Below are 13974 nucleotides of genomic sequence, written 5' to 3' on the forward strand. Positions count from 1 at the left end.
AAGGAGTTTGAATGAACAACGATCAGCTGCAAGTTTTGGCCTTGATACTCGAGATTACTGGCTTTGGGCTTGCTTTTTTGCACGCATTTAAACCTCAGATATCGACTCGATTGAGCGACATGATCAATTCTGTATTGCTTGCTGTCGGAGCCCGCAAGATGGATTACGCCATGCCAGGTGTGGATTACGACGATGAACTAAAGGACGAGGAGCGCGGGCCAGCTGCGCTGGGCTATTTCGTTTTCGGCATGTTCAGCCTGTTCATCATCGTGCAGCTGAGCTTGTTGTTTGATTTCGGTGACGGGTTTCTGTGGGCCTGCTTGGAGATCGCGTTAGCCATCATGGCTGGCCCCATCGTCGCAATAATGCTGCACGCAACCCTATCCACTGCGCTTAACGCTTTAGACAGCCTACTGCTTTCGGCAGGTAACGGTGACTACGCAGTTAGTTTTGGCTTCATCCTCGCTGCGATAGGTATGGCATAGAGGTCAAACAAGTCTTTGATAGCACTCTCGCTTGGGTGCTTGTTATCTTTCCCCTGCTCGCTTGTCTTGCGGTTTACATGACGATCGTGAGCCATCGGAAAAAATGACATTGCCAGAAAAAGAAGCCGCCTACGGGCGGTTTTTTTGTGCCTCTGAACGGGCGCTTTTGCCGCCCTACAAGCAAGCAAGGCCCCAGCAAACCATACCAAAACGAGCCCTTCGAGTCCATCCTTAAAAGGCTCGAAAACCCCAGTATTCATGCGGCCTGCAGCCAACCCAGTACCTGCGTGCCAGGCCGTCGCCCGCTGACCTGCCGCCGCGCACCACCTATGTCACCAGAAGCCGACCGCGACCGGCCGGCCAGCACACCCAGGCCCAGCCACCACCCGGCGCGCGCCGTTGTCCCCCCACCTCACCTGCGGGCTAAATAGGTCGCTTTCACTGCAGGCCTGCACATGGCGCCAGGCGGGCCAGTTACTGCGCTGGCGAGGCGATCAATGGGCGGGAAATACCTGCGAATCCCTGCGCGGGAGCGCTCAACAGGCGCGCGCGTATGGCCTCAGAAATCGAAGCCGATTTCGAAAATAGGTAATTTTGGTAAGGGGGGGAGATTTTCACGGCTGTAGGCCGCGTATTTACTGGGCTGAAACGATTACCTCGGAAGGTAATTTGAGGTAAGGCAAAAGGTAATTTTTCTGTAAGTGCCTGATTCTAAAGGGTTGAGGATTTCTGGCTGCTGACCACTGATTTAGGTAATTCGATTACCAATTTATTACCCTATTATTACCTTCAACAAATCATTGCAACGCCTTGAATTCAGAGGGTTTTCAGACGCCTCAGAATCGAGATTACCTAAATTACCCTTTCCCGATGGGTCAAGCAAAATCGCTGTCATCCCGCGCCTGAGTGGGTTTTCCCGCACTCACCCGCATACTCATGGGAACACGCTGGGAACAAACTCGCGCTCTTTCGCCATGGCCCAGAAACGCGAAAGCCCCGGAATCCGGGGCTTTCAGCGTGTTACATGGTGCGGACGGAGAGACTCGAACTCTCACACCTTGCGGCGCCAGAACCTAAATCTGGTGTGTCTACCAATTTCACCACGTCCGCAAACAGCTTTTTAAACGAAAACGCCAGGCGGTGCCTGGCGCTTCGGAATATGGGGTGGACGATGGGGTTCGAACCCACGACCGCAGGAGCCACAATCCTGTGCTCTACCAACTGAGCTACGCCCACCATATTGCATTGCTTGTGCCAGAGACCAAGTTAATGGCGCACCCGGCAGGATTCGAACCTGCGACCATCCGCTTAGAAGGCGGATGCTCTATCCAACTGAGCTACGGGCGCTTTTATCTGCATTCAATGGAGCGCAGACTTCAAGCTCCGACTACCGAAGATAACCTTCTTAAGTCGTCTTACCCAGCAGCAGGCTGTGCTCGACAAGCGGGGCGAATCTTAAGGGGGTAGCGGCAGTCCGTCAACAGCAAAATGAAAAAAAGTTCATAAAGGTAAAGGGGTTACGCCAACTCGTTGATACAGCGTCTTTGCCAGATCGTACCGTCGTGCGAGAATGCGCGCACTTTATTCAGTCCTCTCCGATGGTTAATCAAGCGTCATGACCGCAAAACTGATCGATGGTAAGACGATCGCTGGCAATATCCGCCAGCAAATCGCCGACAAAGTTGCCGAGCGCACCCGGCAAGGCCTCAGAGTTCCAGGGCTAGCCGTGATCCTCGTAGGTACCGATCCTGCCTCTCAGGTATATGTGGCGCACAAGCGCAGGGACTGCGAGGAAGTCGGCTTCAAATCCACGGCGCATGACCTGCCAGCCGAGACCACGCAGGAAGAGCTGCTGGCGCTGATCGACCAGCTCAATGAAGATCCGCTTGTTGATGGCATCCTCGTACAACTGCCGCTGCCTCGGCATCTGGATGCCTCGCAATTGCTCGAGCGCATTCGTCCGGACAAGGATGTAGACGGGTTCCATCCCTACAATATCGGCCGGCTTGCCCAGCGCATGCCCTTGCTGCGCCCCTGCACGCCGAAAGGCATCATGGCACTGCTGGAAAGCACTGGCGTCGATCTGCACGGGCTCAATGCCGTCGTTGTCGGCGCCTCGAATATCGTGGGCCGCCCCATGGCGCTGGAATTGCTGCTGGCGGGCTGCACCACCACCGTTACCCATCGATTCACCCATGATCTGAGCGAGCACATCAAGCGTGCCGACCTGATCGTAGTGGCGACTGGCATTACTGGGCTGGTTAAAGGCGAGTGGATCAAGGAAGGCGCCATCGTCATCGACGTGGGCATCAATCGGCAGGCCGATGGCAAGCTGGTCGGGGATGTTGAGTTCGATGTTGCCGTACAGCGCGCCGGCTGGATCACACCCGTACCTGGCGGAGTGGGCCCGATGACACGAGCCTGTCTGCTGGAAAACACCTTGCATGCCGCAGAGCATCTTCACGACTGATCAAACAGGCCATCGAAAACCTGTTGGCATACGCCGCTGAAACAGTCCCGGAAACCGCAACGGTAAAAAAACGGCACCCCGAAGGTGCCGTTTTTGTTTCAGAGCAGGTTATTCGCTCAGTCGCCAGGTCGTCCCGCCCTTGCCGTCTTCCAGCACGACGCCCATTGCAGCCAGCTGATCGCGGATCCGGTCCGACTCGGCCCAGTTCTTTTCAGCTCGCGCTTGCAGGCGTGCTGCGATCAGGGCTTCGACCTCGGCTGCGTCAACCTTGCCTTCAGCGCCGACCTGCAGGAAGGCATCGGGACTCATCTGCAGCACGCCGAGTACGCTACCCAGCTCCTTCAGGCGCGCCGCCAGCGCCGCAGCAGCCTGTTGATCGCTATCGCGCAGCCGATTGATCTCGCGCGCCATATCGAACAGCACTGCACAGGCTTCCGGCGAGTTGAAATCATCATCCATAGCCGCGCCGAAACGCTCAACAAATGCCTCGCCACCTGCTGCCGGCACTTCAGGCAAGCCCCTGAGTGCGGTGTAGAACCGCTCCAGAGCGCCCTTGGCTTCCTTGAGGCTATCTTCGGAGTAGTTGATCGGGCTGCGGTAATGACTGGCCACCAGCAGATAGCGCACCACTTCCGGATGGTACTTTTCCAGCACTTCGCGGATGGTGAAAAAATTCCCCAGAGACTTGGACATCTTCTCACCGTCCACACGCACCGCGCCGGCATGCATCCAGGCGTTGGCGTAGAGCTTGCCGGTGGCCGCTTCGCTCTGGGCGATCTCGTTCTCATGATGTGGGAACACCAGGTCCGGGCCGCCACCATGGATGTCGAAGGTCTCGCCCAGACAGCAGGTGGACATCACCGAGCATTCGATATGCCAGCCCGGCCGCCCCTTGCCCCAAGGTGAGTCCCAGCTCGGCTCGCCCGGTTTGGCAGCTTTCCAGAGAACGAAGTCCAGCGGGTCTTCCTTGGCCTCGTCGACTTCGATACGCGCACCGATTTTCAGGTCTTCGATCCGGCGCCGCGACAGCTTGCCGTAGCCGGCGAACTTGCCGACGCGGTAGTAGACGTCGCCATTGCCGGGCGCGTAAGCATAGCCCTTGTCGATCAGCGTCTGAATCATGCTGAACATGCCGTCGATATGCTGGGTAGCACGCGGCTCGATATCTGGACGTAGTACGTTCAGGCGCGCCTCGTCTTCGTGCATGGCGGCGATCATGCGCTCGACCAGCGCTTCGAAGGGTTCACCATTCTCCTGCGCACGACGGATAATCTTGTCGTCGATGTCGGTGATATTGCGTACATAGGTGACGTCATAGCCGCGATGACGCAGCCAGCGCGTCACCACGTCGAACGCCACCATTACCCGCGCGTGACCGATATGGCAGAAGTCATAGACGGTCATGCCGCACACGTACATGCGTACCTGATTGCCCACCAACGGCGTGAAAGCGTCCTTGGTCTTGCTCAAGGTGTTGTAAATCGACAACGCCATGTCAGGCTCCCCAGGAGTCGCGCAGAGTCACGGTGCGATTGAAGACCGGCGCGCCCGGCTTGCTGTCCTTGATGTCGGCACAGAAATAGCCTTCGCGCTCAAACTGGAAGCGCTCTTCCGGCTCGGCATTGGCCAGCGACGGCTCGGCGCGGCAGCCTTTGAGCACCACCAGCGATTCAGGATTGATATTGTCGAGGAAGCTGCCGCCCTCCTCGTCCTTCTCCGGGTTAGCGGAGCGGAACAGGCGATCATAAAGGCGGACTTCGCACTCGACGCTCTCGGCGGCCGGCACCCAGTGAATCACGCCCTTGACCTTGCGACCCTCGGGGTTCTTGCCCAGGGTGTTTTCGTCGTAGAAGCAGCGCAGCTCGACGATGTTGCCCTCGGCATCCTTGATCGCTTCGTCGGCACGAATCACGTAGCTGCCACGCAGACGCACCTCACCGCCGGGGATCAGGCGCTTGAAGCCGGCCGGTGGGACTTCCTCGAAATCGCTGGCATCGATGTAGATCTCGCGACTGAACGGCAGCACGCGAACGCCCATGTCCTGTTTGGGATGGCGCGGAAGCTCAAGGTTCTCGACCTGACCTTCGGGATAATTGGTGATCACTACCTTCAGCGGCTTAAGCACACACATGGCGCGCGCTGCATTGGCATCCAGGTCTTCGCGAATGGCGAACTCGAGCATGCCGATATCCACTACACCGCCGGCGCGGTTGACGCCGATCATGTCGCAGAAGTTGCGGATCGAGGCAGGCGTGTAGCCGCGACGACGGAAGCCTGACAGCGTGGACATACGCGGGTCGTCCCAGCCTTTAACGTGCCCCTCATCGACCAGTTGCTTGAGCTTGCGCTTGCTGGTGATGGTGTAGTTCAGATTCAGGCGCGCGAATTCATACTGGCGCGGCTTGGCCGGTACCGGCAGGTGCTCCAGGAACCATTCGTACAGTGGGCGATGATCCTCGAACTCCAGCGTGCAGATCGAGTGCGTGATGCCTTCAATCGCGTCCGACTGACCGTGGGTGAAGTCGTAGCTGGGGTAGATGCACCACTTGTCACCGGTCTGGTGATGGTGGGCGTGACGAATGCGATAGAGGATCGGGTCGCGCATGTTCATGTTCGGCGAGGCCATGTCGATCTTGGCGCGTAGCGCACGAGCACCGTCGGGGAACTCGCCCGCCTTCATGCGAGCGAACAGATCGAGGTTTTCTTCCACCGAGCGCTCGCGGAACGGGCTGTTCTTGCCAGGCTCGGTCAGGCTGCCGCGGTATTCACGCGCCTGCTCGGGCGTGAGATCGCAAACGTATGCCTTGCCGGCCTCAATCAGGTGAACGGCCCAGGCATAGAGCTGATCGAAGTAGCCGGAGGCATAGCGCTCTTCGCCGGCCCACTGAAAGCCCAGCCACTGCACATCGCTCTTGATCGCGTCGATGTACTCCTGGTCTTCCTTGGCCGGGTTGGTGTCGTCGAAACGCAGATTGCAAACGCCACCGAATTCCTGTGCCAGACCGAAGTTCAGGCAGATCGACTTGGCGTGGCCGATGTGCAGATAGCCGTTAGGCTCCGGCGGGAAACGCGTGACGATGCTGGCGTGCTTGCCGGAATCCAGGTCGGCCTGGACGATCGGGCGGAGAAAATTGGTGGCTGCGGTAGTCTCAGGCTTGCTCATGGTGTCCTTAATGATCTGCGAGTATGCGGCTCAGAGAGGCTTGCAAAAGTGGCGAGCGAAGAACAGGCAAGGCGAGACCAGCCGGCAAAGCGGCATGTACGAGCGGTACATGGCATTTGGAGGCGGATTCAACGCAGCCTGTTCGACTGCAGTACTTTTGCACGGCCTCTCTCAGGGTAGGCCGGTCAAACCAAAGGGCTTATCATAGCGGACCCGTCAATCCCCTGACAGAGCCAGGCACCCGCCCTCGTCAGTCAGCGACATCCTTCTTTTTCGATACAAGGAAGCCTGCAATGATCCAGCTCCATACCAACCATGGCGTCATCACCGTCAAGCTGTTCGAAGACAAGGCTCCCGAGACCACGGCCAACTTCAAGGAATATGTCAGCAGCGGTCACTACGACGGCACTATTTTCCATCGCGTGATCGGCAACTTCATGATTCAAGGTGGCGGCTTTGAGCCTGGCATGAAGCAGAAAGCCGTTCGCGCCTCGATCAAGAACGAAGCCAATAACGGACTTTCCAACAAGACCGGCACTCTGGCCATGGCACGCACCATGGAGCCGCACTCCGCCTCCGCGCAGTTCTTTATCAACGTCAAGGACAACGACTTCCTCGACCACACCGCGCAGACCGTTCAGGGTTGGGGCTACGCTGTTTTCGGTGAGGTTGTAGACGGCATGGATGTGGTTGAAAAGATCAAGAATGTTCCCACCACGATGAAGGCTGGTCATCAGGACGTCCCGGTTGACGACGTCATCATCGAAAAAGCCGAGATCGTCGAGTAAACCTCGTTGATTCTGCTGATTTCAGATCTGCATCTCGAAGAGCAACGCCCGGATATCAGCCGGGCGTTTCTTCGTTTCCTCAAGACTCGCGCCGCCCAGGCCGAGGCGCTCTATATTCTGGGCGATTTCTTCGAGGTCTGGGTCGGCGACGATGGCATGACGCCCTTTCAGCACGAAATCGCCAGCGCGCTGCGTACTTTGAGCGACGGTGGTACGCGCCTCTATCTGATGCATGGCAATCGCGATTTCATGATTGGTCAGGCGTTCTGCAAGGAAGCAGGCTGCACGCTGCTGCGCGACCCTCATGTCGCCACGCTTGGCGGTGAGCGGGTATTGCTGATGCACGGAGACAGCCTGTGTACCCGGGACGAAGGCTACATGCGCATGCGTCGTCTGCTGCGCAACCCGCTGAGCCTGTTCATTCTGCACAGCCTTTCCCTCGCACGGCGGCAAAAGATCGCTTCGAAGCTGCGTTCGACCAGCAAGAAAGAAACACGGATGAAGGCCAGCGATATTGTCGACGTGACCCCCGATGAAGTGCTCAGGGTGATGCGCAAGCACCAGGTCCGCACCCTGATCCATGGGCACACGCACCGACCGGCCACCCATGCGCTGCAAATCGACGGTCAGGCCGCACAACGCATCGTGCTAGGTGATTGGGATCGCCAGGGCTGGGCGCTGCAGATAGATGCTTCCGGCTTTCAGCAGGCGCCGTTCGACCTCGCCTGATCAGGCCGCTGCCGGAATGCCGCTGTGGAAGCGGAACTCGGTATCCGGGCTTTCGATCAACTCACGCTCACGCTCTCGCACTCGGATAATCGTCGCGTCGATGTCGGCTGCATCTCCGTAGAGGTAGGCGAGCTTCAGGTAATCCTGAAAATGCCTTGCCTCGGACTTCAGCAAGCCGTGATAGAACTTGCCGAGTTCTTCGTCCAGATGCGGAACCAGCATCGCGAAGCGCTCACAGGAGCGCGCCTCGATAAAGGCTCCGATTACCAAGGTATCGGCCAGGCGGTAAGGCTCATGGTTGCGCACCAGTTCACGCAGGCCCGCGGCGTAACGCGATGAACCGACATTGCGCAGCGCTATGCCCCGCTTGCGTATGATCGATAGCACCTGCTCGAAGTGCCGCAGCTCTTCTCGCGCCAGTCGCGACATCTTGTTTTGCAGGTCTGGCTTGTCGACATAGCGGAACATCAACTGGAAGGCACTACCGGCGGCCTTCTTCTCGCAGTTACCGTGATCGATGAGCATCACATCCTGATTCTGCAGGGCAACATCGACCCAGGCCGCAGGTGTCGCGCAGCCCAGAAATTCATTCAATTCGGAAAGCATGTGGAGCGTCTTGATAGTGGCTATCGGCGCATTATACGAGGCATGCTCGACACGACCAGCGCTGATTGACCTGCATCACCGCTCAACGCCGCCACATTGATATAGTGCAGTGACCTGAACAGGAAACGGAGCCGATCATGCAAGCCATTCGCTGTGTTCTCGTGGTAATTGATCCCAAACAGCCAGAAAACCTCGCATTGAAGAGAGCCTGCCTGATCGCCAGTGTCAGTCAGTCGCGGCTGCACCTACTCATCTGTGATGGCAAGCAGGATCACAGCGAGTACCTGAGCCGCCTGCGCGAGGAGCTGGAAACCCAGGGGCACACGGTGAGTACCGGACAGGCCTGGCGCGACAACATCTATCAAACCATCATCACTGTGCAGCAAGCCGAAGGTTGTGGCTTGGTAATCAAGCAGCACATTCCCGATAGCCCGCTCAAGCGTGCGCTACTGACGCCGGATGACTGGAAGCTGCTGCGCTATTGCCCCTGCCCCGTGCTGATGGTCAAGACCGACACTCCTTGGACCGGCGGCAACGTGCTGGCTGCAGTGGACGTTGGCAACGCCGATATCGAGCATCGCACCCTGCATGCCAGCATCGTCAATCATGGCTACGACATCGCCTCGCTGGCCGGTGGCAACCTGCACGTCATCAGCGCTCACCCTTCAGCCATGCTCTCCGCGGCAGATCCGGCGTTTCAACTGAAGGAAACCATCGAAGCTCGCTATCGTGACGCCTGCAAGCAGTTTCAGTCCGAGTTCGATATCCCTGACAGCCAGCTGCATATCAAGGAAGGCCCGGCTGATGCGTTGATCCCGGATGTCTGCAAGCAACTGAAAGCCGTGGTAACCATTATCGGCACAGTCGCGCGTACCGGCCTCTCAGGCGCACTGATGGGCAACACTGCCGAGGTGGTACTTGATGCACTGGAAAGCGATGTTCTGGTATTGAAGCCCGACGATATCATCGAGCATCTGGAGGAGCTGGTAGCCCAGCGATAACCGTCTGCCTCGAAAGCCGGGGCGCCGAACACGCACCCCGGCAACTTGATCAGCGCAGCCGCTCGACGAGAAAGCCAGGCGCGATGTAGCGCTCGTAATGAGCTTGCGAGAGCAGAAAAAACTCCTGATCGATCGCATCGCGCAAATCAGGCAGCGACCAGTTTCGAAACTCCGGTAGTAGCACTACCCCATAGGCCTCGAGTTGCTGAATGAAGCGCGCACCTCGAGCGATCAACTGATAGGCCCAGGCATAGGGTGACTGCCCTTCAACGAAGCGGATCTGCCGAGCCAACAATTGCTCTCGCAGCAGCCCCGCATCAAAAACCTGCACCTTCGCCGTCATTACCTGGGTCAGCAGCTGCTCCAAACGCACCCACACGGCACGCTTTTCTTCCTCGGTGTAAGCGTTCCATCCCACGATCTCATGGCTGAAGCGCTTGCAGCCACGGCAGACCAGGTCACCGTATATGGTTGAGCAGCGACCGATACAGGGGGTCTTGATGTGCTGATTTGACATGACGGGCCGGAATTACAGGACAGCCATACATCTTAGACTTTTGTCCTAGCCGGGTCACCGCCGAGTCGTCTGACGCATGCGTCAGGCCGCGCCAGCCGCGGCCTCAGAGGACTTTCAATACTTTCGAAAGACGCTGGAAACACAGAGTCTTCACAGACCGTCACTTAACTTTGCGACCTCATTCCAGTAGAATTGGCCCGCCGTTTTCGGCGCCACGATCCGTAAGAAGCTGTTTTCAAAGCGTCACGAGCACAGTCAAACCGGTTTTGCTGGATGCGCTGATCCCTCTTGCCAGCGCATCCAGTACTTCAAGCCACGTAAAACTTTGAAAACAGCTTCCGGATGCGCGTCCCGAAACACCCAAGGGACCAATGATGAGGGTAATAAACTGTGCTTGAAGCCTACCGCAAACATGTAGCAGAGCGTGCCGCTCAGGGTATCGTTCCCCAGCCGCTGAACGCCGAACAAACCGCAGGCCTGGTCGAGCTGCTGAAGAACCCGCCAGCCGGCGAAGAAGCTTTCCTGGTTGACCTGATCACCAACCGCGTCCCCGCTGGCGTTGACGAAGCAGCCTATGTCAAGGCCGGCTTCCTGTCTGCCATCGCCAAGGGCGAAGCCACCTCTCCGCTGATCAGCAAGCAGCGCGCTGTTGAGCTGCTGGGCACCATGCAGGGCGGCTACAACATCGCCACTCTGGTCGAACTGCTGGACGATGCCGAACTGTCCGCCGCGACTGCCGAACAACTCAAGCACACCCTGCTGATGTTCGATGCGTTCCACGACGTCGCTGAAAAAGCCAAGGCTGGCAATGCCAACGCCAAGGCAGTACTGCAGTCCTGGGCTGACGGTGAATGGTTCCAGAGCCGCCCGGCGGTGGCTGAGAAGATCACCCTGTCGGTATTCAAGGTCACCGGCGAAACCAACACCGACGACCTGTCCCCTGCTCCAGATGCCTGGTCGCGCCCCGATATCCCGCTGCACGCCCTGGCCATGCTGAAAATGGCCCGTGACGGCATCAACCCCGACGTTCCCGGCTCGGTCGGCCCCATCAAGCAGATGGAAGAATTGAAAGCCAAGGGCTTCCCGGTTGCCTACGTCGGTGACGTGGTCGGTACCGGTTCTTCCCGCAAGTCCGCCACCAACTCGGTGTTGTGGTTCTTCGGTGACGACATCCCCTACGTGCCGAACAAGCGCGCCGGTGGTTTCTGCTTCGGTACCAAGATTGCCCCGATCTTCTACAACACCATGGAAGACGCCGGCGCTCTGCCGATCGAATTCGACTGCACCGACCTGGCCATGGGCGACGTCATCGACGTATACCCCTACAAGGGCGAAGTTCGCCGCCATGGTAGCGACGAGCTGGTCACCACCTTCCAGCTGAAGACCGACGTACTGCTGGACGAAGTCCGCGCCGGCGGCCGTATCCCGCTGATCATCGGCCGCGGCCTGACCGAGAAGGCCCGCGCCGAGCTGGGTCTGGCTCCGTCCACTCTGTTCAAGAAGCCGGAATCGCCTGCAGACAGCGGCAAGGGTTTCACCCTGGCGCAGAAGATGGTCGGTCGCGCCTGCGGTCTGCCGGAAGGCCAGGGCGTGCGTCCGGGCACTTACTGTGAACCGAAGATGACCACCGTCGGTTCCCAGGACACCACTGGCCCGATGACTCGTGACGAGCTGAAGGACCTGGCTTGCCTCGGCTTCTCCGCTGACCTGGTGATGCAGTCCTTCTGCCACACCGCGGCCTATCCGAAGCCGATCGACGTCACCACCCACCACACCCTGCCGGACTTCATCCAGAACCGCGGCGGTGTGTCCCTGCGTCCCGGTGACGGCATCATCCACAGCTGGCTGAACCGCATGCTGCTGCCCGACACCGTCGGCACTGGCGGCGATTCCCACACCCGCTTCCCGATGGGCATCTCCTTCCCGGCCGGTTCCGGCCTGGTTGCCTTTGCCGCTGCCACCGGCGTCATGCCGCTGGACATGCCTGAATCCGTTCTGGTGCGCTTCAAGGGCGAAATGCAGCCTGGCATCACCCTGCGCGATCTGGTTCATGCCATCCCCTACTACGCCATCCAGGAAGGCCTGCTGACTGTCGAGAAGAAGGGCAAGAAGAACATCTTCTCTGGCCGCATTCTGGAAATCGAAGGCCTGAACAACCTGACCGTTGAGCAAGCCTTCGAACTGTCCGACGCCTCTGCCGAGCGCTCCGCAGCCGGTTGCACCATCAAGCTGCCGGAAGAAGCAATTGCCGAGTACCTGAAGTCCAACATCACTCTGCTGCGCTGGATGATCAGCGAAGGCTACGGCGATGCCCGTACCCTGGAGCGTCGCGCCCAGGCGATGGAAGCCTGGCTGGCCAAGCCGAACCTGCTGGAAGCGGACAAGGACGCCGAGTACGCCGCCGTGATCGAAATCGATCTGGCCGACGTGAAGGAGCCTGTTCTGTGCGCCCCGAACGATCCGGACGATGCCCGCCTCCTGTCCACCGTTGCTGGCGAGAAGATCGATGAAGTGTTCATCGGCTCCTGCATGACCAACATCGGCCACTTCCGCGCTGCCGGCAAGCTGCTGGACAAGGTCAAGGGTGGCATTCCGACCCGTCTGTGGCTGGCCCCGCCGACCAAGATGGACGCTCACCAACTGACCGAAGAAGGCTACTACGGCATCTACGGCAAGGCCGGTGCACGCATGGAAATGCCAGGCTGCTCGCTGTGCATGGGTAACCAGGCCCGCGTTCAGACCGGATCGACCGTGGTTTCCACCTCGACCCGTAACTTCCCGAACCGTCTGGGTGACGCAACCAACGTGTACCTGGCTTCCGCCGAACTGGCTGCAGTCGCCTCGATCACCGGCAAGCTGCCGACCGTCGAGGAGTACATGGAGTACGCGAAGGAGATCGACACCATGGCCAGCGATGTCTATCGCTACCTGAGCTTCGACCAGATCGCTGAATTCCGTGAGTCTGCGGAAAAGGCCAAGATCCAGGTCGTGGAAGTCTAAAGCGGTAAGCACGACTGCCCACCACCTGGGCAGTTTGTGAATAGAAAGCCCGTATCGAAAGGTACGGGCTTTTTTATGCGCTTGGCTGGGCTGCGTGTGCGGGAATCTACTCCACGCGCTCCACGCGGGCCGAAGCAAAATGCGGGCAACAAAAAACCCGGCCTTGCATATGCAGGCCGGGTTTTTGTTTAGCAGCTCAGATGCTTAGCGAACCTGAGCTTCTACTTCAGCTTCAACGCGACGGTTGATCTGGCGACCTTCTTCGGTGCTGTTGTCAGCAACCGGACGGGATTCGCCGTAACCGACGGAGTCAACGCGCTGGCTTTCTACGCCGTACTGGTTGACCAGAACGTCGCGAACAGCCTGAGCACGGCGCTCAGACAGACGCTGGTTGTATTGGTCAGTACCTACGGAGTCGGTATGACCTTCTACAGTGGTGCTGGTCTGCGGGTACTGCTGCATGAAGTCAGCCAGGTTCTTGATGTCGCTGTAGCTTTCTTCACGAACCTGAGCCTTGTCGAAGTCGAACTTCACGTCCAGCTCAACGCGGACCAGTTCTGGCTCCGGCTCTGGCTCGGTGTCAACGATAGGAGCCGGCGCTGGCTCTGGAGTTGGCTCGACCTGAGCAACCTGACGGGTGCTGCCGCCGAAGTTCATACCAACACCCAGACCTGCCATCCACTCGCCTTCGTTGGCATCGATGTTGTACATGCCATCAACGCTGGCTTTGGCGAAGAAGTTCTCGGTGAAGTAGTACTTCACACCAGTGCCGACATTGGCAAAGGTGCTGCTGTCACGACCGCCACGGTCTGCCTGACCGATGCTCTGATGAGCGGCGCCCGCAGAAACGTAAGGACGCAGACCAACACCCGGCTGACCGAAGTGGTAAGTGGCGTCCAGGGAAGTCAGGCTGCCCTTGATGTTCTTGTGACCACCAGCGCCCACCGGATCCTGGGAAGTCAGGTCATGGTATTCGCCGTAGGACAGACCGAGCGAAACGTCTTCGGTCAGAAAGTAGCTGATGCCAGCGCCATACAACTCACCGTCGCGCTGCACATCACGCGAGCTGTCAGTGAAATAGTGCTTGCCGAACGCTTCCACCTCTACGGCGCCCTGGCCCTGAGCCAGCGCGCTAACAGAAGTGGCGGCAATCAGGGAGCCAATCGCAACGCCCAAGGTGTTTTTAAGCTTCATCCGTAAATCCCCATCTGGTGG

General features: G+C 58.6%; 11 protein-coding genes and 3 tRNA genes. 6 read left to right on the top strand and 8 right to left on the bottom strand.

Annotation, left to right across the window (positions count from 1 at the left end; genetic code table 11):
- Positions 1-11: 11 nt before the first annotated feature.
- On the top strand, positions 12-485 hold the full coding sequence (locus tag BN1079_RS04340; RefSeq protein ID WP_037022585.1) for a hypothetical protein: 474 nt from the start codon (positions 12-14) through the stop codon (positions 483-485).
- Positions 486-1510: 1025 nt separating this feature from the next.
- On the opposite strand, the gene BN1079_RS04345 is transcribed toward BN1079_RS04340, so the two are convergent.
- From BN1079_RS04345 to BN1079_RS04355, 3 genes are all read right to left on the bottom strand, one after another.
- Positions 1511-1595: transfer RNA gene (locus BN1079_RS04345), tRNA-Leu, on the bottom strand.
- Between the two features lie 50 nt (positions 1596-1645).
- Positions 1646-1721 (bottom strand) — tRNA-His (locus BN1079_RS04350).
- Positions 1722-1755: 34 nt separating this feature from the next.
- Positions 1756-1832, bottom strand: a tRNA-Arg gene (locus BN1079_RS04355).
- Positions 1833-2100: 268 nt separating this feature from the next.
- Between BN1079_RS04355 and folD the strand changes: the two genes are divergently transcribed.
- Entirely contained in the window at positions 2101-2955 is an 855-nt protein-coding gene (gene folD, locus BN1079_RS04360; protein ID WP_037022587.1) for a bifunctional methylenetetrahydrofolate dehydrogenase/methenyltetrahydrofolate cyclohydrolase FolD, read from the top strand.
- A 108-nt stretch (positions 2956-3063) separates the two neighbouring features.
- On the opposite strand, the gene cysS is transcribed toward folD, so the two are convergent.
- Both cysS and BN1079_RS04370 read right to left on the bottom strand, forming a co-directional pair.
- Positions 3064-4449 (bottom strand): cysteine--tRNA ligase, encoded by a 1386-nt coding sequence (gene cysS, locus BN1079_RS04365; RefSeq protein ID WP_037022590.1) that lies wholly within the window; start codon positions 4447-4449, stop codon positions 3064-3066.
- 1 nt (position 4450) lies between these two features.
- Positions 4451-6118, bottom strand: a complete 1668-nt coding sequence (locus tag BN1079_RS04370; RefSeq protein WP_037022592.1) for a glutamine--tRNA ligase/YqeY domain fusion protein — start codon at positions 6116-6118, stop codon at positions 4451-4453.
- Positions 6119-6411: 293 nt separating this feature from the next.
- Between BN1079_RS04370 and BN1079_RS04375 the strand changes: the two genes are divergently transcribed.
- On the top strand, positions 6412-6906 hold the full coding sequence (locus BN1079_RS04375; protein WP_037022593.1) for a peptidylprolyl isomerase: 495 nt from the start codon (positions 6412-6414) through the stop codon (positions 6904-6906).
- Between the two features lie 6 nt (positions 6907-6912).
- Positions 6913-7635: a UDP-2,3-diacylglucosamine diphosphatase gene (lpxH, locus tag BN1079_RS04380; protein ID WP_037022594.1), complete on the top strand. Its 723-nt coding sequence runs from the start codon at positions 6913-6915 to the stop codon at positions 7633-7635.
- Here the strand turns inward: lpxH and BN1079_RS04385 are convergent, their stop codons facing one another.
- Positions 7636-8241, bottom strand: a complete 606-nt coding sequence (locus BN1079_RS04385) for a MiaE family protein (protein ID WP_037022596.1) — start codon at positions 8239-8241, stop codon at positions 7636-7638.
- 137 nt (positions 8242-8378) lie between these two features.
- Here BN1079_RS04385 and BN1079_RS04390 point away from each other — a divergent pair, with 137 nt between their 5' ends.
- The gene (locus BN1079_RS04390) at positions 8379-9242 is read left to right on the top strand and encodes a universal stress protein (protein ID WP_037022598.1); all 864 of its coding nucleotides are present in this window, start codon (positions 8379-8381) and stop codon (positions 9240-9242) included.
- A gap of 49 nt (positions 9243-9291) precedes the next feature.
- Here the strand turns inward: BN1079_RS04390 and BN1079_RS04395 are convergent, their stop codons facing one another.
- Complete coding sequence (locus BN1079_RS04395; protein ID WP_037022599.1) at positions 9292-9759, bottom strand: DUF1289 domain-containing protein; 468 nt, start codon at positions 9757-9759, stop codon at positions 9292-9294.
- Positions 9760-10149: 390 nt separating this feature from the next.
- Between BN1079_RS04395 and acnB the strand changes: the two genes are divergently transcribed.
- A complete protein-coding gene (gene acnB / locus BN1079_RS04400) occupies positions 10150-12759 on the top strand; it encodes a bifunctional aconitate hydratase 2/2-methylisocitrate dehydratase (protein ID WP_037022600.1) in 2610 nt (869 codons plus the stop codon).
- A 204-nt stretch (positions 12760-12963) separates the two neighbouring features.
- On the opposite strand, the gene BN1079_RS04405 is transcribed toward acnB, so the two are convergent.
- A complete protein-coding gene (locus BN1079_RS04405) occupies positions 12964-13953 on the bottom strand; it encodes an OmpA family protein (RefSeq protein WP_037022602.1) in 990 nt (329 codons plus the stop codon).
- Positions 13954-13974 lie beyond the last annotated feature (21 nt).

The organism is Pseudomonas saudiphocaensis, assembly GCF_000756775.1.
GTDB lineage: Bacteria > Pseudomonadota > Gammaproteobacteria > Pseudomonadales > Pseudomonadaceae > Stutzerimonas > Stutzerimonas saudiphocaensis.